Origin of the sequence: Trichocoleus sp. ST-U2, assembly GCF_039961875.1 — a bacterium.
Taxonomy (GTDB): Bacteria; Cyanobacteriota; Cyanobacteriia; order Cyanobacteriales; family FACHB-T130; genus FACHB-T130.
Window position 1 is genome coordinate 1 of sequence record NZ_JAMPJY010000058.1, and the last position, 19,399, is coordinate 19,399.

Consider the following 19,399-nt stretch of genomic DNA (forward strand, 5'->3'; position numbering starts at 1 on the left):
TATAGCACTGTCTGCCTCGACGATGTCCGTTCTTAGCGGTTTGAGTGGAGTTACATTCAGGGCATTTCATCCTTCTATTATACCAAATCTAGCATTACTCTTTCAGCAACGCCTATTTATTAACGAGCATTTGTCGGGGTTCGCTTCGCTCTACCCAATCTATAATTATTATGAATTGATATTAAAACAGACCCCAACCTACTCATGTCCTACACTGACATCAAACAACATTTCTTCCCTAGAACCCCAAGATAGATCATATATTCCGGCAGCAACATAACGGTGAAAACTAGAATATTCCCAGTCTTTGGGTGCTTTCACTAATCCATGTTTGACTGGATTGTAGTAAATATAGTCAATGTGGTTAGCTAAATCTTCTTGGTCTCGAATTTGATGTTCCCAAAAGCGGCGTTGCCAGATTGATTGCTCTTTTTTACTTTGTCTGGATAGAGAAACTTTTTGATGATACTGTTGTTCGCAGTTGCGGCTAAAATTACTTTTGATTAAACGCCATCGCGTAGAGAAATCATTATCTCCGTTCGGCAAAGTCCAAATACAGTGTAGATGGTCGGGTAAAATAACGCAGGCATCAATTTTAAAAGGATGGTTTTCATAATGTCTCTGAAAGCATTTCTTAATAGGGAGATATTTGAAGGAATACATAAAAATTTTCTTCTATTATGAGTTACTAAGGTAAAAAAGTAGGTGCCTCCTTCTATTTTTGCTCTACGGTATTGCATGGCTTTGAATTGTTTTTAGTTGAGGATGGGGTGTTGGGTTTCGTTCCTCAACCCAACCTACGATGCGATGCGATCGCGCTTAGTAAAATTGAACAAATATCAGATGTGATGTTGGGTTTCGTTCCTCAACCCAACCTACTTTGGCTTGTAAGAATTTCTTGGTAAGCTTTAATCGTTGTTTGAGCGATCGCTTTCCAACTGTAATTTTTCAAAGCATACTCTTGGGCATTGATTCCCCGCCGCTGTCGTTCCAAAGCATCAGCCAGCGCCTCGCGCAATTGTTCAGTTAAACTATCTACATCGCAGACACAAACCCAACCAGCTTCTGCCTGTTGAATTTCCTCCCAGATATAAACTTGGTCAGAAATTACCACTGGGATTCCATTACACATCGCTTCAGCTACAGCAATGCCAAAGTTTTCGTAGTAAGAAGGGAGGACAAATAAATCGGCATCTTGTAGTAAGGCAGTTTTCGACTCACCAGTTACAAATCCGGTTATAGTCGTGCGATCGCGTAAAGGTGACGCTTGCAATTGTTCTCGAATTTTGTTCTCATAAGCGGGATCTTGCGGATTTCCACCTGCCAGCACAAAGTGAAAATCAGCACCCTCTTCTAAAAGTTTTTCCAAGGCTGGAATCAGTAAATTTAGCCCTTTTTTCGGGTCAATCCGAGACATAAACAGCAGCAAAGGCTGAGTCTCCGGAATGCCTAATTTCCTTCTAGCTTGACCTTTCGGGAGGATTGCTGGCTGCTTTACGCCTAAGGGAATTACCACATCCGGCGTTGAAGTTCCGAAGCGTTCGGAAATCTTAGCTTCTTGGGGGCTGGTGAAGTGAATTCCCGCCGCACCTGCTAAATTGGGACGTTCTAGCAGTGCCGCGTAAATCTGCTTCAACTGCTTCTTCTTGCGTAAGTCTGAGGGGTCTAGCGTCCCCAGAGGACGCATTAAATAGGGTAAATGACGCGATCGCGCCACAGTCGCTGCCGCCGTGCTTACAGGCGAAAACAAAGCGTGGATATGAGCTAAATCAAATTCAGCCGCATGTCCTGCTAACCAGCGCAACAAATCTAGGGAAAACTTATAGCGTCGGAACGGGGAACAGGGGAAATAACGCACTTGATAGCCGTTTTGTTCCACCGGACGGTCCAGAGGCACATCCAAGGGTGGCTGACCGACATCACCGTTGCTATTTGTTGTTAGTACCGTCACCTCTACCCCTTCAGACGCCAGTGCCTCTGATAGCCCCAGAACCATCTGACTGGGACCCCCATAAACTAAAGAAATTGAAGGGACAATTTGTAAAATTTTCATTTTGTTTGTCAGTTGTCAGTTGTCAGTTGTAAGCACTACTGACTCTTGACTAACTGTTTATAAAAATCTAATTGCTGCTTAGCTAATGCAGTATTTGTATATTGCGCGATCGCTCGTTCATAACCCAGCTTACCCAACTTCTGGGCTAAATCTGGTTGTTCCATCAATTGCCCCAGGCAATTTTGCAAAGCTACTGCATCTTTCTCTGGAAAGATTAACCCCGCATCTCCAATGACGTGCGGAATTTCCCCGGAATCAGAACCAATTACAGGAACTTGGCAAGCCATCGCTTCAATCAGCACATGACCAAACTGTTCTTTCCAACCAGCGGCAGTCAAAGTTTTAAACTTATAAGTTGTTTCTGAAGGTAACACTAGCGTATTCATCAGGTTGATATAGCAGGGAACTGCGTCATGAGGAACGCTTTCCACCAAAATCAATTTATCTTTAATCCCCGCCTCAGCGGCTTGTTCTAGTAGTACCGATTGCAAGGGGCCGCGACCGAGTAAAAGCAATTTCCAGGGGCGTGACTGCAAGCCTTTCAACGCTTGCAACAGCGTCAGCAGACCTTTTTCTTCCACAAACCGCCCCACAAACCCGACTACAAATTCATCCGGTTGAATCCCCAGTTTTGCTGCCAATTCTGGCTGCGGTGTTGGTGAGAACAATCTCTCATCTACACCCAGCTGCGGCATCACCTTGCTAGGGCCGTCGTAGCCACGCTGCCGCAATATATCCACACCATCTTGATTTCCAGCAATCAGTCCGTGAGTGTGTCGTAGGTTATAAGCTTCTAGCAAGGAAACCGGAAATTTTAGTTCGTAGGGTAAGTTCCACCAGGTAAAAAACACATTTTTTGCCTTCAGCCCCAACAGTCGATTGAGCGTAATCAGCTGAGCATAACCTAAAGCTTTTGAACCCTGTTCCACTTGAATAATCTGGGGTCGAAACTGGCGCAACAATGAAATCAAGTCAGCCCCAAAGGTAAGCATTCCCTGGTTGTTCTGGCTGAAATTAGAAACTGGCACGATTTGAAAAGAGCCTTCTTGACGCAGCTGAGTTTCAATCGTCTTATTTTGGACACCCCCAGGCTGCCACCGGCGCGGCACGACTACAGTTACTTCAATTCCGGGTTCCAGTTGAGCTAACGCCCTTAGTTTCTCGCAGTTGAGGTCAACGATATAAGTGTGACTGGCAACCAAAATCCTCATCGCGCAACTCCTAGTAGCGAAAATCTTTTTTTAACGCAAAGGAGCGCCAAAAAGGTTCGCAGAGAAAATTTTTCTTTGCGTTTACTTTGCGTTCTTTACGTTGAAATTCCATCTTGACGAGTATAAACTTGACCGTCTTCCCAACTTGACTGGATAACTGTACCAAGTGCGTTGAAAAAGCCTAAAGTGTAGGAGACAAAGCGAGTCAAAATTTTTAACGGGGAGCCGCTTTTGTTGCATGGAGGATGCCCCAGTACGTGACAGTCAAAAAGCTTAGCGAAGAATCGCAGGCATTGACTTGGGGTAAGGTTTTTAAGTCCCAGCAGGAAGTGGTTGTGATAGAAGGTAAGTTGGTACTGGAGCGATCGCGTACTAATATCGTGACAGCCGCCAGTTTCTTCTCCTAGGTGAACTAAATCAGCATCAGGGTCATACCAAATCTGATACCCTGTCTGCCGCAACCTTAGGCAAAAATCTGACTCTTCGCGCACCGCACTCCCTCGAAACCGCTCATCAAAATGCAGTCCGTGCTTCGTAAAGATTTCTCGTCGGAAAGACATATTGCAGCCTCTGGCAGTGAGAACGCGCTGCGGCTTCACGGTATGCACTAAGTCAATGTGGTACCAAGCAATTCCAGGGTCCATTGCTTCTGGGGGCAAATCCTCAATCGTCAACTTATTGCCGGAATCTTCCAACTTCATCCGGTCAAATACTCGCCCTGCCACCGCACCCACTTCCGGACGCTCTAAATAATTGCGAGCATGAGCCTCTAAATATCCAGGCTTTAGCAGGACATCATCATCCAGAAATAACACAATTTCCCCAACTGCCCGCCGTACCGCATAATTTCGGGCACCCGGTAAGCTTGCCCAATCTACGCGAAACCAACGAATTTTACCGCTGTTTGCCAACTCCTCAAGATACGCTTGAGTTTCGGGCTGGTGCGTGGCGGTTTGATCGACCACTAGCACTTCAAAGGCTGGGTAGTCTTGCAGCAAGACATCTTTGAGCGTGTCTCGCAAAGGTTCTTCACGTCCGTAAGTGGGGATAATAACCGAAATCAAAGGCTTCACGGTTTACTGCTCCGAAATGCAATTGAATAGTGAGCGATCGCTGAATACTGAGCGATCGCTGCCGTAATTATGTGGCAGGTACCGGGCTTGTTTTGCCGACAGTACGCCTTCCAGATGATTTGCGGCGTCCTTTCTTCTTCGTTTTAGCCTCATCATTTTCCTCCTCTGCCAATCGCTTCTCTTGTTCCTGCTTATCTATTTCTGGCAATTTAAAAATAACACCGGCAAAAAACCAGTAATAAATTGCCACCTCGGTATCCAAGGGATACCAGTAAGTGTTATAACTTAGCACTAAAATCAAAACCCAAAAACTGGCACCAAAACTGCGTAAACTTTTGTCTTTCACCGAGCGGTAAATTTTGAAAGTAATCGCTGTCAAGCAAGTCACGAAAACTAGAAACGCCAACGTGCCTGCCGGGCCAATTTCGTATAGAACCTTAGGGTAGTAAGTTTCAACCAGCGCTGCATCACCAAAAATTCGGGTGGAATTGGTAGCCGTTCCCAAACCGCGTCCCAAAAATCCCCGCTGTTTCTTCATTGCCCAATTAAATTGCTCCACAATAAATGCTTGGGGAGGTGAAGCATTCCAGCGGCTGACAAAACTATCGATCCGCTCCTGAATTAAAGCTGGGTTGGCGGCGGCGGCGATGCTCAACACCACACCTAGCCCGACTCCAACGGGGATAAACCGTTTGAGGTTCGCTACTTGTCCTGTAAGCACCAGCAGCAGTACGAAGACAACGGGAACCAGCGACAGGGCAATTCTTTGACCGGAAATCACCGCATTGGCAAAGACAAGTGCCATACCGACTAAACCACCAATCCGCCAGAAAAACGAAGTGTCACAGAAGGCAGTTGCAAAGGTAAAAAAGGCGTTGGAAATCAGGAACCATGCCCAGTGCCAAGGAGAGACAAACGTACCTGGTAAGCGAATCATCCCGACTTCCGGGCTGTAAACCAAAGCGCCACCGACAAAACACTTGGCATCCAGGGTTGCCTTAAACAAAGCATCAGCAACCAGTCCTCTGGTACCAGCACATCTACCGCTAGTCAGCATCGAGTACTGAATAAAGCCAAGGATACAGCAGATGATGGCGAGAACCAGATGCATTCGTGTCAGGAAGAGCAATTCCTTTTTTGTCCGAATCAGATAGTAGGCACAAAAAGCCAGGGGAACATACCCCAGAAAAACTTTTAGACCCAAAACTCCCTGCAAAAAGGGTTGTCCCGACCTACCGCCCGAAAATTGTAGGAAGCCGTTAACAAGAAACAGCGTCAGCCCAGAAAAGACTAACAGAATGTACAAGCTCGGCTTGATCTCTTTGGAAATCAGGATGGGTAGCTTTTTCCTTTGACAGTCCTTTACTAGAGCAATCAATGCGGGAATATAGATTCCATCTTTAGCCAGCTGGAATACAGGATTCCCGCCGCCAATCCAGTAGGTGACGGTGCCATTAATCGGTAGGTAAAGGAGGAATGCCCATAGGGCTTTGCGGGGATATTTGTAGGAAAACCCCAGCGCCGGAATTGCTAAAGAGGCTAAGGCTGCTTTTGGTCCAGCGGCGAGAAATAGGAAGATAGCAAGAACGGCGGCAATCCCCACGCTGGCAAAGGCAAATTGAGTGAATTCTTTTCGCGCCTGCTGCGCCTTGCGCTTTTGGGCTAACTGCTCCTTAAGACTTAGGGTTGGCGTTTGAGACTGCTGTTTTGTATTTTTAGACTTTTTGGATTTTAGCTTTGATTTCGGCATGGGGGAGCTTGAAGCTGCCGGTACCCATCGATTTTGGCATACATGATTTGAGATGCGTGGATTAGCGATCGCATCCACCTATCCACGCATCTCTTTCTCAAAATCACGCCAGATGTTGTTCGACGGCGAGAACCAGCTGTTCTGTCCAGTGATTTGTTAAGTCGGCACTGGCGGCTTCCACCATAACTCGGATGACGGGTTCGGTGCCAGAGGCGCGAACTAAAATTCTTCCTTGGTCTCCCATCGCTGCTTCCGCTTGAGCGATCGCATTTGTCACAGCGTCGCACTCTTGCCAACGCCGTCTCTTTTCGCGGTCTTCCACCCGCACATTCCGCAGCAGCTGCGGATAAGTCTGAAAGCTTCCATCGATCAGTTCCGAGAGGGATTGCCCAGTGCTATGCACCAGTGCCGCTATATGTAAAGCGGTCAGCAAGCCATCTCCAGTGAGACTGTAATGGTGGCAGAGGATGTGTCCCGATTGCTCGCCGCCCAGCTTTCCTCCAGTCCGGAGCATTTCCGCCTGTACGTACTGATCGCCGACGGCTGTCCGCACGAAAGAACCGCCTAGCTGTTTCCAGGCGCGTTCAAAGCCCAAATTCGCCATAACGGTCGCCACGATCAAATCTCCAGGCAACTGTCCAGCTTGCCTCAGGGTATTGCCCCAAAAATAGAGGATATAGTCGCCGTCAACGACGCGACCTTGGGCATCGACTGCCATGACTCGGTCGGCATCTCCATCAAAAGCAAAGCCTAAGTCGGCACCGTGCTGCTTGACGGCTGACTGGAGGGAGCTGAGGTGAGTCGAACCGCAATTTACATTGATGCGATCGCCGTCGGGACGATCGTGCAAGCAGATGACTTCTGCCCCCATCTCTTGAAACACCGCTGGTGCTAGATGAACCGCTGCGCCCCAAGCCAGATCCAGCACGACTCGCAACCCTTTTAGCCCGATCCCTGGTGCGAGCGATCGCTTCAGCAAGTCCAGATAATTTGTCACTAACTCCGGTCGATGATAATGCTGTCCCCAGCTACCATTCAACGTGGCGAAATTCGCCCTTCCTCTTAAAGCCGCTTCAATGTCCTGCTGCAATGCGGGGGGTAGCTTTGTACCATCCGATCCAAAAAACTTGATTCCGTTATCTTCTGGCGGATTGTGGCTAGCAGAGATCATCACCCCGCCTACGGCTTGGGAGGCGCTGGTGAGATGAGCCACGCAGGGAGTCGGGCATAGCCCTAGATTCCACACTTCCAGTCCCGCTGACGTTAAACCAGCGGCAAGCGCCATTGCCAGCATATCGCTAGAGTTTCTAGAATCCTGCCCTAAAATCACCGGCCCTGAGGTGGTTGCCGATGCCCGCAGCACTTGACCTGCCCAAAAGCCCACTTGCAAGGCTAGGGATGCACTCAACAATTCTCCAGCTTTTCCGCGAATGCCATCGGTGCCAAACAGGGGAGTCGTTGGCAACGCGAGGAAACTGGAAGCAGGATTATTACCAATCCGGATGCCTGGTTGCTCTACCTCAGTCACAGGACTAGAGAGCTGAGGACGGCTTGGGGATGAAACCATATTTTTAAACCACTCCAACACACAACACACTTACAGTGGAGGATAGCACCTTCCGGAATAACCCAAACCTCTCTTAGGGTCTGCCGTTGGCTTGCTCTAGCTCAAGGCGGCTGCTGAGTGCGATCGCATTCGGATGTTTGCTGGGCAAGACCAGTGCAAACTCAGTTCCCTTCCCCGGCTGCGAATTCACCTCAATTTTGCCTTGATGCTTTTCCATAATTTGGGCGCAAATTGCCAGTCCTAGCCCGGTACCTTTTCCCGCAGGCTTAGTCGTGAAGAAGGGATCGAACAGTTTGTTTTGAATATCTCGGGGAATACCGAGACCGTTATCTCTAATCCGCACTCGTACAAACCCGGGATTTTCTGTTTCTATTTCCGTCTGAATCAAAATCTGCGGGCTGGTTTGCTGGCTTTGCTCAAGCAAGGCGTCAATTCCATTGCTCAAGATATTCATAAATACTTGGTTAAGTTGTGCTGGATAACACTCAACTAAAGGCAACTCTCCATATTGCTTAGTTACTTCAATGCCGCGTTTAAGGCGATGGTTGAGAATCAATAAAGTGCTGTCAATTCCTTCATGAATGTCAACTGGTTTCATGTCCGCTTCGTCTAGGCGAGAGAAATTTCGCAAAGACAGCACGATTTGACGGATGCGCTCAGTTCCCATCTTCATCGAAGAGAGTATTTTCGGCAAATCATCAGCGACAAAATCTATGTCAAATGCTTGAATTTGAGCTTGGATTTCCGGGGCGCTATTGGGATAATGTTGCTGGTAAAGATCGACCAGAGCGAGTAAATCCTGCGTGTACTCGCTGACGTGGCTCAAGTTGCCGTAGATAAAGTTAACTGGATTATTAATTTCATGAGCTACTCCTGCTACCATTTGACCCAAACTAGACATTTTTTCCGTTTGAATCAAACGGGCTTGAGTTTGCCGGAGATCGTGCAAAGTATGGCTGAGTTCACCAGCTTGAGACACTAACTCAGCATTCAGTTCTTGCAAATGAGCACGAACTGCTTCTAGCTGCTGATTTTTTCCCTCTAGTTCTTCAGTCCGTTCTGCTACCCGTCTTTCCAAAGTCTGGCGAGCGAACTCCAATTCTTGAGTATAATTTGCAACTCGTTGAATGAGGGTGTTGAAGGAAATCGCTAATACTCCAACTTCATCTTGAGTAAGGACAGGAGCTTGCAGGTCAAAATTAGCTTCCTCATTCGCTTGAGTCACTACTTTAGTAACTGCTTCAATCGGATGAGCGATCGCGCGACTGGTATAAATGGCGATCGCGGTTGCGATCGCACTCGACAGTAGCATGGCAGCGATCGTAACCTGGGTTCCTACCTTTTCTGCCTCTTCTAGACCCTCATAGGCTTCTTCTTCTGCCTTGTGAGCGTTTGTAATTAAGATTTCTACGTCTTCTGAAAAGTTGTCAAACTCAGTAGCTACTTTATTATTCGTAAAAGCGATCAGTACCTGCTGTGCGGCTGAAACATCCTGCGTTTTTAAATTCAACTCATTAATTTTTTTAAGGAGAGATTCTACTTGCTGAAAGTAACTTTCTACCGGATTCTGGTTATTTTGAAGAAATTGCTTCAAATCCCGGCGATTAGTCCTATCTGCTAAAGCTCTGATTTCAGATAGCCGATTCTCAACCTCCGCTTTATGCTCAATGAAATGAGCATAGTGTTCCCTAAATACCTCTGGCTGCGATATTAAAGAAATAAATTGTTGCTGGTGGTTTCGTGCCTCTAGGACGTTAAACCTCAAGTCATTGAAAAGAAGTGTTTCCTTATGTACCCTCTCTAGATTCTCCCTAGATTTATCTTCATAGTAATAATCTCCTACCGTACGTCCTATGGCGGTTCCTACAATCGCCACAGCCAGAGTTAGGGCATATCCAAAACCAATTTTCTTTCGGATACTGAGACGATGGAGCAATCGGTTTGCCCAGTCTGGAGAAGGTCCTGGGGGTCTGAGTTGGCTTTGTGGCTCAGACTTAGCAGCAACGACCCGTTCGTGTGGGGTAAAGCTAGCGTCTGGAGATGGCATAGTCGAAATTCCAGTGGGATACTCAATGATAGTTTTCCCTTAAAAATATTTAATCTAACAATAGATAAATATTAGATTTTGTCTGACCTAAGCCGCTAATGTTTATTTCTTACCTACTTCCTTAGCTTTCGCAAAGCTAAACTAACTGGTTGATTAAACTCCCGCCTCTAACAACAAGGGTTGGATTGTCTCCCAAGTTAATCCTTGCTCTATATAATGGGGAGCTTCCGGATTGTAAGGGGAAAGAACTCTATCAATAGAGATAATCGATGCCTTATCTGGTAGCACCGGCACATCCGGATCAAACGCTGTTGGGCGCATCAAAGAACTAGAATATCCTTTAAAGATGGCAATTTTGTCTTCTTCACCAGCAATTTCAGCCGTGACAACCAGGACTTCCTGAGGGCGCTTGGCGGTGTATCGCTCTAGACGCTGCCCAACAGCATTACTCATATTTGATGCGGGGTGTAAAAGGTTAAGGACAAACAATTAAAAAGCCAAAATTAAAAATTAAAAAATCTTGATTTTTTAATTTTTAATTTTTAATTGTTTTTACTGTTCCATTGCTGAGCGTCCCTCCTTGCCCAGCCGGATCAAGACAAAATAACTCAAGTAAAGTACATAAATCACCAATCCCACCATCGCCAAAAAGCCTAGAAATCGAGGTGTATAACTGGGATGGAAATACTGTTTGTACATCCTAGGTGCTTCTAACCAAACGTCACAAAATGGTTTCTGGATTGCTCCTGGGGAAAATGCACAAGACAGGAAAGGAAGGAAAGCTATAGCGCCCAATGTTAAATAAACACTGACAGCCCAACGCCACGCTGTTAGCACTAGCTTTAGAGGACGCAGTGGTTGATCGTCAATTTCATCGTTGATATCCACCCAAAACCAGAGGGATATGGGAATCAACAGGCGGGCAAAGAAAGAAGACACGTAGGAAATAGGCCATCCAGCAATCATCAAGTAAATTGTAATCGCCAGCAGACTAGAAACCCGCCAGTAGATGATTAACAAGCGCACCATTGCATCGGCTTTCTGGATAAAAGCCCAGATCAGCAGAATCAGCGGAATGATAACAGTAAATAGTAGCGCTAGTCGGTAGTCCATCCAAACTAACGGTCGAAACCAGAGGTTGTCATTGTCCATTGGCTGTGTATGGCAGAAAGGGGAATTTTACCCACTCATTTTAACTGTCTAGGTGCGACTGCCACTCAACAAATCTCGTTACTCTAATTGTCTGTAACAGCTCCCTACACTTGAGGAAAGGGAAATTTTACCTCTTTCCCTTATCTTTACTTTCCCGCTCCAAAACTGCTTCTTTTTTACTTGTGGGGGCAGGCAGCTTAGATTCGTTTCCCGATTGCTCAGTAAGGGCAGGGAAACCCCTCCGCTACTTTTTTGGCTTACGCGAGAAGCCGCTTCAGAGCGATCGCATCTGTCGCATCAAAACAAATATCGGTATAGATAGCTACGCAAAACGAAAAAACAAGCAACTCGAACGACTTCAATCAGGTTCTTGTTGCTTGTAAGTGCCAGAAATTTATCCGGTGAATTCGTGCAGCGAAAACCAGCTTGGACTGGCGGCATTTAGCACTCAATTAAGTTTATTCTTCGTAGACCCGGCACTCATCGGCTCCTGGATTAGCGTCACAATACCGCTCCAGAGAATTCTTCGGCTTGGTTTCCCGCTGATGGGATGCTTCTGCTTGCAATTCTTCAACGGCATCCCAGGCAGCGGCACACTCACCGGAACCTGCGCCCTTTGTATCGCACACAGTCCGGGCTTGCTCGCGCTCTTGTTCAATTTGGTCTTGGATGTTGCTCATAATTCTCGTCCCCGTTTCTTGTTTTAATTCAGGAAACCTGGTGAATTTCGACCGTTATCGGTAATCTCCAATCAGGTGTTCTGCTCGCTGACTCTAAGTTTTCAGTCGTTCTTTCTTTGTCATATCAGCAAGTGACAGCACCTGAACAGGATCGATCTTTATCTTTTAAGATTTGGTCGTTTCTGACTCACCGAGGTGCCAGTATACACTTAACCGGCTAATCTATGGTTATCTTCACCATATTAACTAATGTTAAGGCACTACTGCCACTCGCCAACTCCTCCCCTAGGGTTGAAGTGATGGGACTCTACAACCTGTGCCTTGCGAGTGTTAGGGTAATGATAATGCTTTGATACCCTGCCAATCCACCCAAGAGCATTGGCTTACAAAAGCGCATTTTTGTGTAATCCCTATGGCTAACCAGATCAAGTGGACGAACGCCTTATCAACCCGTCCGTCTTTGGAAGCGGCAGTTGCAGAAGTGGTTGAACGCGCGAATCTGGCGTTGCAGGCACCGGCTGACTTGGGGCTGGTGTTCATCTCGTCTGCCTATGCGAGTGAATATTCACGGTTGATGCCATTGTTGCAGGAACGACTTAATCTCAAAGCGCTGATTGGCTGTGGTGGCGGCGGCATTATTGGCATGAATTCGCAGGACGAAGTGGAAGAAGTCGAACAAGAACCCGCATTAAGCCTTAGCTTGGCTCATCTTCCTGGAGTCAATGTTCGCGCATTTGAGATTTCTAGTGATGCTCTGCCTGACCTGGATAGCTCACCGGATAATTGGGTTGACCTGATTGGCGTATCACCCGCTGATGAACCCCAGTTCATCTTGTTAGCCGATCCTTTCTCTTCCAAAATTAATGACTTACTTCAAGGACTGGATTTTGCTTATCCAGGCTCGGTGAAAGTGGGGGGACTGGCTAGCACTGGCAGTTTGGGTAACAACACGGGTTTATTTTGTAACTACCAGCTCTACCGCGAAGGAACGGTTGGCGTCGCTTTAAGTGGCAATATTGTACTGGAAACAATTGTGGCACAGGGCTGTCGCCCGATTGGGAAGCCTTATCGAATCACGAAAGGAGAACGGAATATTCTTTTGGAACTGGCTCCCCAAGAGGATAGTGCCGATGTGAATGACTGTGTCGGAAAGTCTGGGACGCCTCTGGAAATCTTACAGGATTTAATCGAGAATTTGAGCGAGGCAGACCGACAGTTAGCACAGCATTCGCTGTTTGTAGGCTTAGTGCGGGACGAATTTAAGTTAAACCTGGAGCCGGGAGATTTTTTGATCCGCAACTTACTGGGCGTAGATCCTAGAGTGGGGGCGATCGCAATTGGCGATCGCGTCCGCCCCGGTCAGCGCATCCAATTCCACCTCCGAGACGCCCTAACCTCCGCAGAAGACTTAGAACTCCTCCTCCAGCGCTATCAAAAACAGGCACCTAACGATTCTCCATCTGCCGGTGCTTTGATGTTCTCCTGCCTGGGGCGAGGAGAAGGGCTTTATGGGCAGCCTAACTTTGACTCCGAGCTATTTCGTCGCTATCTAAAAGACATCCCCCTGGCGGGTTTCTTCTGTAATGGTGAAATTGGCCCTGTAGGAGGAAGTACCTTCCTGCATGGATACACTTCAGTCTTTGGTATTTGTCGCCAAAAATAAATTGATTACAGTTTGGAAACTTTATACCTCAAGACGGGGAACAGGTAATTCCTGAAAAAACAATTACCGATTACCAGTTCCCAAACTATTTGTTTCACAATTCTGGCACAGTTAGATTAAATGTTGCTGGAATCGGTAAGTTTAAGACCCCCAACTTTTACTAAATTCTCAGCCGTACCATTGCGTTTGGAAACAACCTTAGCCGGTACACCTACAGCAACCGAATAAGGAGGAATATCTTTAGTTACGACTGCGCCTGCACCGATGACACTACCCTTACCAATCGTGACTCCATCCACGACGGTTACTTTGCTTCCCAGCCAACAATCATCTTCAATCACAATTCCCTTGCAGGTATCACCTTGGCTGACAATCGGACTTGTGGCATCGGCAAAGTTATGATTGCTAGCATAAATGGTGGTATGCGAAGAAATTAAACAGTCTCTGCCAACTTTGATTTGACTGCCAGATAAACAAGTGTATGGACCAACATACGTATTGTTTCCAATTTCAATGCAACCTCCAGGCATAACTTTGATATCAACGCCACGGTCGAGCCTAACCCGCTTTTTCAGACAAATTTTACTGTTTTGACCACCAGCATATAAATAAATATTTCTTCCTAGAGACACCTCCTCTTCAAGATAAATTCGACTATTCTGGTCGCCGCTTTCTAAGAGAGTTCCCCGAAAAATTTTAACTTTATCTCCAATTTCAATACAACAGGCACGAATAAACTCAACACCTGGTTGAATCAGAACAGACCTACCTATGCCTCCTAAAATACTCCGGTAAAAAAAGTTTCGCAGTTTTAAACCGATTGATAAGGGGAACCATCCAAGAAATGTAATGAATAAAGATTCTTTTTTACGGTTCCATTGGGAAGGATAGCGGTAATTTTGAATGGTCATTGCTATTTCTGTCCAATCTGATTTGTGTAAAAACAGATATCAAGCGATCTGTAACAGGAATTGAGTTTTTGCTCAGCAGCAGGAAGGCTATTTAAAATAGCCTTCTCTATTAAATTGTTAAGAGTCCGCAACTAAAATTCCCTGTTTTATTTCGCGTTCGCAAACGCTATTTCGCTGAGAAATAACCCTAGCAGGAACACCAACTGCAACTGAGTAAGGGGGAATATCTTTGGTTACAACTGCGCCTGCGCCGATGACGCTTCCCTTTCCAATGGTGACTCCATCGAGGACTTTGACTCCACTGCCTAGCCAACAGTCATCTTCAATCACAATTCCTTTGCAAGTGATACCTTGCTTCCAGATATAAACTGTAGGATCTGCAAAGTTATGATTGTTGGCATAAATTCCTACGTGTGATGCGATTAAACAGAATTTGCCAATTTTGATATGACCTGGGCCACCTAAACAGGTGTAGGGAGAAATATGCGTTCGTTCCCCAATTACAATATTGCAGTTACCTCGTTCGGTAACATTAATATCAACGCCTCGATCGAGGCATACTAAATCTCCCAGAGAAATCTTACTGTTTTCGCCGCTAGCGTTTAGGCGAACGTCTCGAAGAATTTTGACATTGTCTCCAACTTCAATAGAAGAAGCATTCAACAATTCAACTCCACTTTGAATGTATAGAGCTTTACCTACCCGACCTAAAATTGTTGGGTAGAGTAGTCTTCGCAGCATCGTACCCAACGGTCGCCGAATTCCTCCTATTAAGGTAATTAAGAGGAATTCGTTCACCCGCGACCACCGGGAATGTGATAAAGATTGAAATTTTTCAGCACTTATGTTGTTAGTCATGGTAAATGCACTCCAAAATCATCCTAAGGAAAACTAACATTTGATGATTTGTAGGAGTAACTATCTCTTGAACGAAATCAGTACAGCTTCAGCAAGCTTGTCTTTGACTTCAAGCCATCAACCTAAGGCAACGATTAGAGGCAAGATTCTCCAAAAAAGCTGGAGTTGTTGTTAACTTACAGCCATTTCAAAAGTAATACCTGCTCGATACAACAGACTCTTACTCGTGTTAGTTTCAATGCCCCCAAACCCAAGGAAGCTTAGAAGCCTAAGCTATAGGCTTTAAAGATAGTTACTATGAGCAAGCAAAATTTTCACTTATGCTTGCCAAAATCCTAAAAATTTTAGGAAACTAGCTTAGTTTCTTTTCACTGCGATCGCCCACTCGTCTGGCTTCGCCTCTAAACCGCCTTAACTAAGGAGGAGTATCTCCAACTTCAGCCATCACATTAAATTCCACCATCGGTGCAAACAACATGGCACTTCCGCGATGGCTATGACGACTTTCTTCTATCCAGTTTCGTTGGTCTACTACTAAGGTCACGATGTAGAGCGTGGATTTAGAGACTTGTATCTAGACTGAGAATGAGCTTAAGCAATGCTATGGCACTTTAGAGACACTTTACTGAAGGTAAAGATTGAACAGCATCTTACTAAAGATAGATCAAAGAGCTGATGAATTAGGTTATAGAGATAAAGTTGTGTAATTGTCAATGAGGGCGGGGGTGCCATCGGGAGCGATCGCGCCAAATGACTCGAAATAGCGCTTTGCGACTGGGGGGAAGTGGGAGAAATCAAATAAAACATCCCCCTTGGCAACATCTGCCCAGAAATAGCGTAAATTGGGGGCGAGTCCCTCTGCCTCTGTAATCGGGATATTTAAGGGTGGCTCAGTCAGCAACTTGAGCATGAAGGGAAGCGAGCGATCGCCCATCCAATCTCGTGAGAATTGTGGCAGCGTTGGGAAATGGGGGACAGATTCCACCCGATGCGACTCAATCTGCAAGGATTTTTTGCCTTGGTTATCGGTGCGGAAGTTCAAGATCCGGTAGGGATGAGGATAGCTAACTAGAGAACCTGTGGTGATCTCATAAACACCGCGATCGCAAGCAATATCCTGAATATGCAAATGCCCTGTAAAAATTAGATTTACCCCCGCCTCGCGGAGCATTTGCAGCAGCACTGGCGCATTCTCCAGCATATACCGACGCCCTAACTGGTGGGTGGATTGTCCGGGTAGATGCTCGACGACGTTGTGATGCACCATCACCATCACTAACTCATCATTAATCTCTTTCAGATGTTGTTGCAGCCATGCCAACTGAGCATCATCCAAACGCCCTATCTGTTTCCCGCGATCGCTAAAATTATTGGAATTCAGTCCAATTAAACGCACTCCGGGTAGAATTTGACTCGTGTAATACAGTTGTTCCGGATTCTCATAGCCAAACTGTTGGTAATAGTGGGGAAACTCTTGGAGTCCAATGGCGCTATCAGTGGGGAGTAAACTGAGTACATCATGATTCCCCGGCACCACGTAGGCGGGGAAAGGGAGCTTCAAGAGGCGTTTTTGCAGCCAAGCATGATTTTCTGGTTCCCCATCCTGCGTTAAGTCTCCCGGTATCAACAGAAAATCTAAGTTGAGTTGTTCCAGATGTCTCAGTACAATCTCCAATGCTGGGATGCTGACTTCTACCATGTGAAAACGGCTGGGATGATCCGTAATCGTGTCCGGAAGTGCAATGTGCAAGTCGCTGATGACAGCAAAACGAAAATTGAGACTCATAGCGCCAACGCAAAAATGGATGAGGGAATGTGATAATAGCAATCCCCGTCGATCATAACCTTTGGTACATTCTCTTCCGCACGCGAAGCAGTTAGTGCGCCAAGTTCGCATCAAAACCTAACCTCTAACCTTCTTCCCTACCAGGAAAGGGAGGGAAATTCGCTTTGGAGGCTAAAATATTCCTGTTTCTTCTCCTGGTAGGAAAGGGTTAGGCAGAGGGAAAAACTTTGTGTTGAATAATATTTAGTTACTGAATCGCTAACATCCAAAAAAGGAGTTTCATTTTGTCACCTGTCCGAGTTCGCCAACACGTTAATCCACTTTCCGCCAAGTATCAAACGCCGGTAAATCCTCCCGACTGGCAAAATATTTATGCCAATTCGACAAAGCCGCTGCATTTAGATATTGGGTGTGCTAAGGGGCGGTTTTTATTGAAAATGGCGACGGTAGAACCCGATTGGAATTATCTGGGTTTGGAAATTCGAGAAACCTTAGTAGAAGAAGCCAATGAATGGAAACAGCAGGCGCAATTAGAAAATCTTCACTACTTATTTTGTAATGCCAATAACTCATTAAATCCTATTTTGAGTTCTTTGCCAGTCGGCACCTTGCAGCGCGTCACCATTCAATTTCCCGATCCGTGGTTTAAAAATCGACACGCCAAACGCCGCGTGGTGCAGCCAGAAATGCTCGAAGTTTTGGCAAAGTACCTGGTTACTGGAGGAGTGGTTTTTGTTCAGTCAGATGTTGAGGCGATCGCAGTGGAAATGCGCGATCGCTTCTCCTCTTCTCCAGCCTTCCAAAGACAGGGAGGCGATGACTGGTTAGACACAAATCCCCTGCCAGTGCCAACCGAACGCGAAATCAGTACCCTTTCTCGCGGCGAACCCGTTTATCGCGCTTTATTTATCAGAAGTTAAATTTTGAGGGTTGAGTTTTTAATGATTAGAAAAAGAGAGCATTTTCAAACTCATTACTCAACCCTAAACCTTCCAGACTTTCCTAAATCCAATTCGGCACCCACTGGCGTAACCAAGGTGGCACAGACCGAACATTGAAGCGCGGTATCAAGATTTGATAATCTCTGGGGGATAAGGGCAAGCCTAAATAGATTGGCATCCAGAACACAAAAGCTGCCAAGATCGCAAAAATTACTGTCAGCGCGATCGCTCTTAATTCACGCGCCGGACTTTGCAGCCACCTATCAACAATCCAGGCAAGTGCCAACCCCGCAAACACAGACGCCCCCATGTAATGGTACAAAAACGTGCAGCGAGTTACCCGCACCCAAGGCAGCACATTCGCCAGCCAGTTTAGAACCAAGTACAAGGCAATCCAAGTTGAAACGCTTGGAGTAAATTTCCACCCTTTCCCAGTGAAGAAGTATTGAGCTAGCAAAAACAGCAGCAGCAAAATTGCCGCCGTTGAAAGAATCCACAGCACTGGATTCCCCATCGCGTGGACATCGTAAATCACGTTACCCACCCCTTTCGGTAAAGGCGGAAGTGCGGGTACCGTCGTATTCGTATTTTGAGCCGTTTGGTAAAAGTACGCCACCGGGCGCAGCATCAACAGCCAGGTATACCATCTGGAGCAGTAAGGATGAATTTTCGGCCCATCACCCACTCGTTGATGGTATGCCAGAATTTGCCTTTGCACCTCCCAAAATCCAAATTCTGGGTTGAGTTGAATGTGAGGAATCCAAATAACGGCGTAAAAAAGGAATGGGATGATTGCTAAATTCACTAAAATGTGCAGTAAATTTAGCTGCGTCAGGTTTTGTAACGGGGTCAGAGTCAGGGCTGAGGAGCTAGGACTGAGGACTGAGGACTGAGGGCTGAGGACTGAGGAGTCAGGAGTCAGGACTGAGGAATCAGGAAAAAATCGCCTCTGCTCCTCCGATCCTTGACTCCCAGGTTCTCCGGTTTTTTTGCTCGCTTTTTCGGATGCCTGTTGCACCCATTGCATCGCCCAGGCAAAACCCCACATAAAGTAGGCACCTAACAGAAACCACAAGCCATTCCACTTGATAGCCACGGACGCCCCGAAAAAAATACCGGCTAGCGCTAGCCAAAACCAGCGTCGCATCGCTTGATTCGCGAGACTTAATAAGAAAAACCACTGCCCCAGCAGTCCAAAAATAACCAGATAAACGTTATTCAGGGCATAGCGCGACTCTACCAGAAATAAACCATCGGCGGCAGCAAAGATAGCAGCGATTAACGCATAACTGCGCCGATAAGTGAGTTGATAGGCGATTCCCCCCAGCACTAAGGGAATAAATGAGCCAGTCAGCGCATTTAGCCAACGGTAACTCCAAGGCGAATGCAGAGAACCCGTCAGCCCGTTCATCGTATCTTTCCCGAAGGGTAAGCGATCGCCTATCCACATCCCCACGGCGATGATGTACTTGCTCAAAGGGGGATGCCCATCAAAAAAGGGAGTCCGGGTTAAATAGTTGTTGGCAAACTTCGCATAGTAAACTTCATCAAACACTAAAGTATTAAATCGTTCCAGCCCCCAAAAACGCAGGGCAAGCGAAACCAAGAATACGCCAGCCATTCCAATCCAGAACCACCGTTGGCTGATAGAACGTTTGTTAAACAAGAACATAAAAACCTGCTCAAACGCTTCAAGGCATTTCCAAA

At 46.4% G+C, this 19,399-nt stretch carries 16 protein-coding genes and 1 pseudogene; 2 read left to right on the forward strand and 15 right to left on the reverse strand.

The annotated features are described in order from the left end of the window. Positions 1 to 198 precede the first annotated feature (198 nt). The 10 genes and pseudogenes from NC996_RS25140 to NC996_RS25185 form a co-directional block, all read right to left on the reverse strand. A pseudogene (locus NC996_RS25140) lies at positions 199 to 740 on the reverse strand (transposase). 125 nt (positions 741 to 865) lie between these two features. Beyond that, complete coding sequence (gene hpsP, locus NC996_RS25145; RefSeq protein ID WP_190684812.1) at positions 866 to 2,053, reverse strand: hormogonium polysaccharide biosynthesis glycosyltransferase HpsP; 1,188 nt, start codon at positions 2,051 to 2,053, stop codon at positions 866 to 868. Between the two features lie 35 nt (positions 2,054 to 2,088). Continuing rightward, a complete protein-coding gene (gene hpsO / locus NC996_RS25150) occupies positions 2,089 to 3,264 on the reverse strand; it encodes a hormogonium polysaccharide biosynthesis glycosyltransferase HpsO (protein ID WP_190684815.1) in 1,176 nt (391 codons plus the stop codon). Positions 3,265 to 3,359: 95 nt separating this feature from the next. Then, positions 3,360 to 4,337: a hormogonium polysaccharide biosynthesis glycosyltransferase HpsN gene (hpsN, locus tag NC996_RS25155; RefSeq protein WP_339380276.1), complete on the reverse strand. Its 978-nt coding sequence runs from the start codon at positions 4,335 to 4,337 to the stop codon at positions 3,360 to 3,362. Positions 4,338 to 4,404: 67 nt separating this feature from the next. Next, complete coding sequence (gene hpsL, locus NC996_RS25160) at positions 4,405 to 6,087, reverse strand: hormogonium polysaccharide biosynthesis protein HpsL (protein WP_190531482.1); 1,683 nt, start codon at positions 6,085 to 6,087, stop codon at positions 4,405 to 4,407. A gap of 103 nt (positions 6,088 to 6,190) precedes the next feature. Further along, on the reverse strand, positions 6,191 to 7,654 hold the full coding sequence (gene glmM / locus NC996_RS25165) for a phosphoglucosamine mutase (RefSeq protein WP_190410413.1): 1,464 nt from the start codon (positions 7,652 to 7,654) through the stop codon (positions 6,191 to 6,193). 73 nt (positions 7,655 to 7,727) lie between these two features. Next, positions 7,728 to 9,701, reverse strand: a complete 1,974-nt coding sequence (locus NC996_RS25170; protein ID WP_190684818.1) for an ATP-binding protein — start codon at positions 9,699 to 9,701, stop codon at positions 7,728 to 7,730. A 153-nt stretch (positions 9,702 to 9,854) separates the two neighbouring features. Further along, a complete protein-coding gene (locus NC996_RS25175; RefSeq protein ID WP_190684821.1) occupies positions 9,855 to 10,154 on the reverse strand; it encodes a hypothetical protein in 300 nt (99 codons plus the stop codon). 99 nt (positions 10,155 to 10,253) lie between these two features. Next, entirely contained in the window at positions 10,254 to 10,853 is a 600-nt protein-coding gene (locus tag NC996_RS25180) for a DUF3177 family protein (protein ID WP_190684824.1), read from the reverse strand. 458 nt (positions 10,854 to 11,311) lie between these two features. Beyond that, entirely contained in the window at positions 11,312 to 11,533 is a 222-nt protein-coding gene (locus NC996_RS25185; protein WP_190410417.1) for a Calvin cycle protein CP12, read from the reverse strand. Between the two features lie 412 nt (positions 11,534 to 11,945). Here NC996_RS25185 and NC996_RS25190 point away from each other — a divergent pair, with 412 nt between their 5' ends. Further along, the gene (locus NC996_RS25190) at positions 11,946 to 13,196 is read left to right on the forward strand and encodes an FIST N-terminal domain-containing protein (protein WP_190684826.1); all 1,251 of its coding nucleotides are present in this window, start codon (positions 11,946 to 11,948) and stop codon (positions 13,194 to 13,196) included. Positions 13,197 to 13,312: 116 nt separating this feature from the next. On the opposite strand, the gene NC996_RS25195 is transcribed toward NC996_RS25190, so the two are convergent. From NC996_RS25195 to NC996_RS25210, 4 genes are all read right to left on the reverse strand, one after another. Beyond that, the gene (locus NC996_RS25195; RefSeq protein ID WP_190684829.1) at positions 13,313 to 14,107 is read right to left on the reverse strand and encodes an acyltransferase; all 795 of its coding nucleotides are present in this window, start codon (positions 14,105 to 14,107) and stop codon (positions 13,313 to 13,315) included. A 117-nt stretch (positions 14,108 to 14,224) separates the two neighbouring features. Further along, positions 14,225 to 14,965, reverse strand: a complete 741-nt coding sequence (locus NC996_RS25200) for an acyltransferase (protein WP_190684831.1) — start codon at positions 14,963 to 14,965, stop codon at positions 14,225 to 14,227. Positions 14,966 to 15,380: 415 nt separating this feature from the next. Continuing rightward, positions 15,381 to 15,509, reverse strand: coding sequence for a hypothetical protein (locus NC996_RS25205; RefSeq protein WP_277877460.1), 129 nt, complete (start codon positions 15,507 to 15,509; stop codon positions 15,381 to 15,383). Between the two features lie 141 nt (positions 15,510 to 15,650). After that, complete coding sequence (locus tag NC996_RS25210) at positions 15,651 to 16,751, reverse strand: metallophosphoesterase (protein WP_190684834.1); 1,101 nt, start codon at positions 16,749 to 16,751, stop codon at positions 15,651 to 15,653. Positions 16,752 to 17,035: 284 nt separating this feature from the next. Here NC996_RS25210 and trmB point away from each other — a divergent pair, with 284 nt between their 5' ends. Then, entirely contained in the window at positions 17,036 to 17,671 is a 636-nt protein-coding gene (gene trmB, locus NC996_RS25215) for a tRNA (guanosine(46)-N7)-methyltransferase TrmB (RefSeq protein ID WP_190684837.1), read from the forward strand. An 82-nt stretch (positions 17,672 to 17,753) separates the two neighbouring features. On the opposite strand, the gene NC996_RS25220 is transcribed toward trmB, so the two are convergent. Then, on the reverse strand, positions 17,754 to 19,364 hold the full coding sequence (locus NC996_RS25220; RefSeq protein ID WP_190684840.1) for a phospholipid carrier-dependent glycosyltransferase: 1,611 nt from the start codon (positions 19,362 to 19,364) through the stop codon (positions 17,754 to 17,756). Positions 19,365 to 19,399 lie beyond the last annotated feature (35 nt).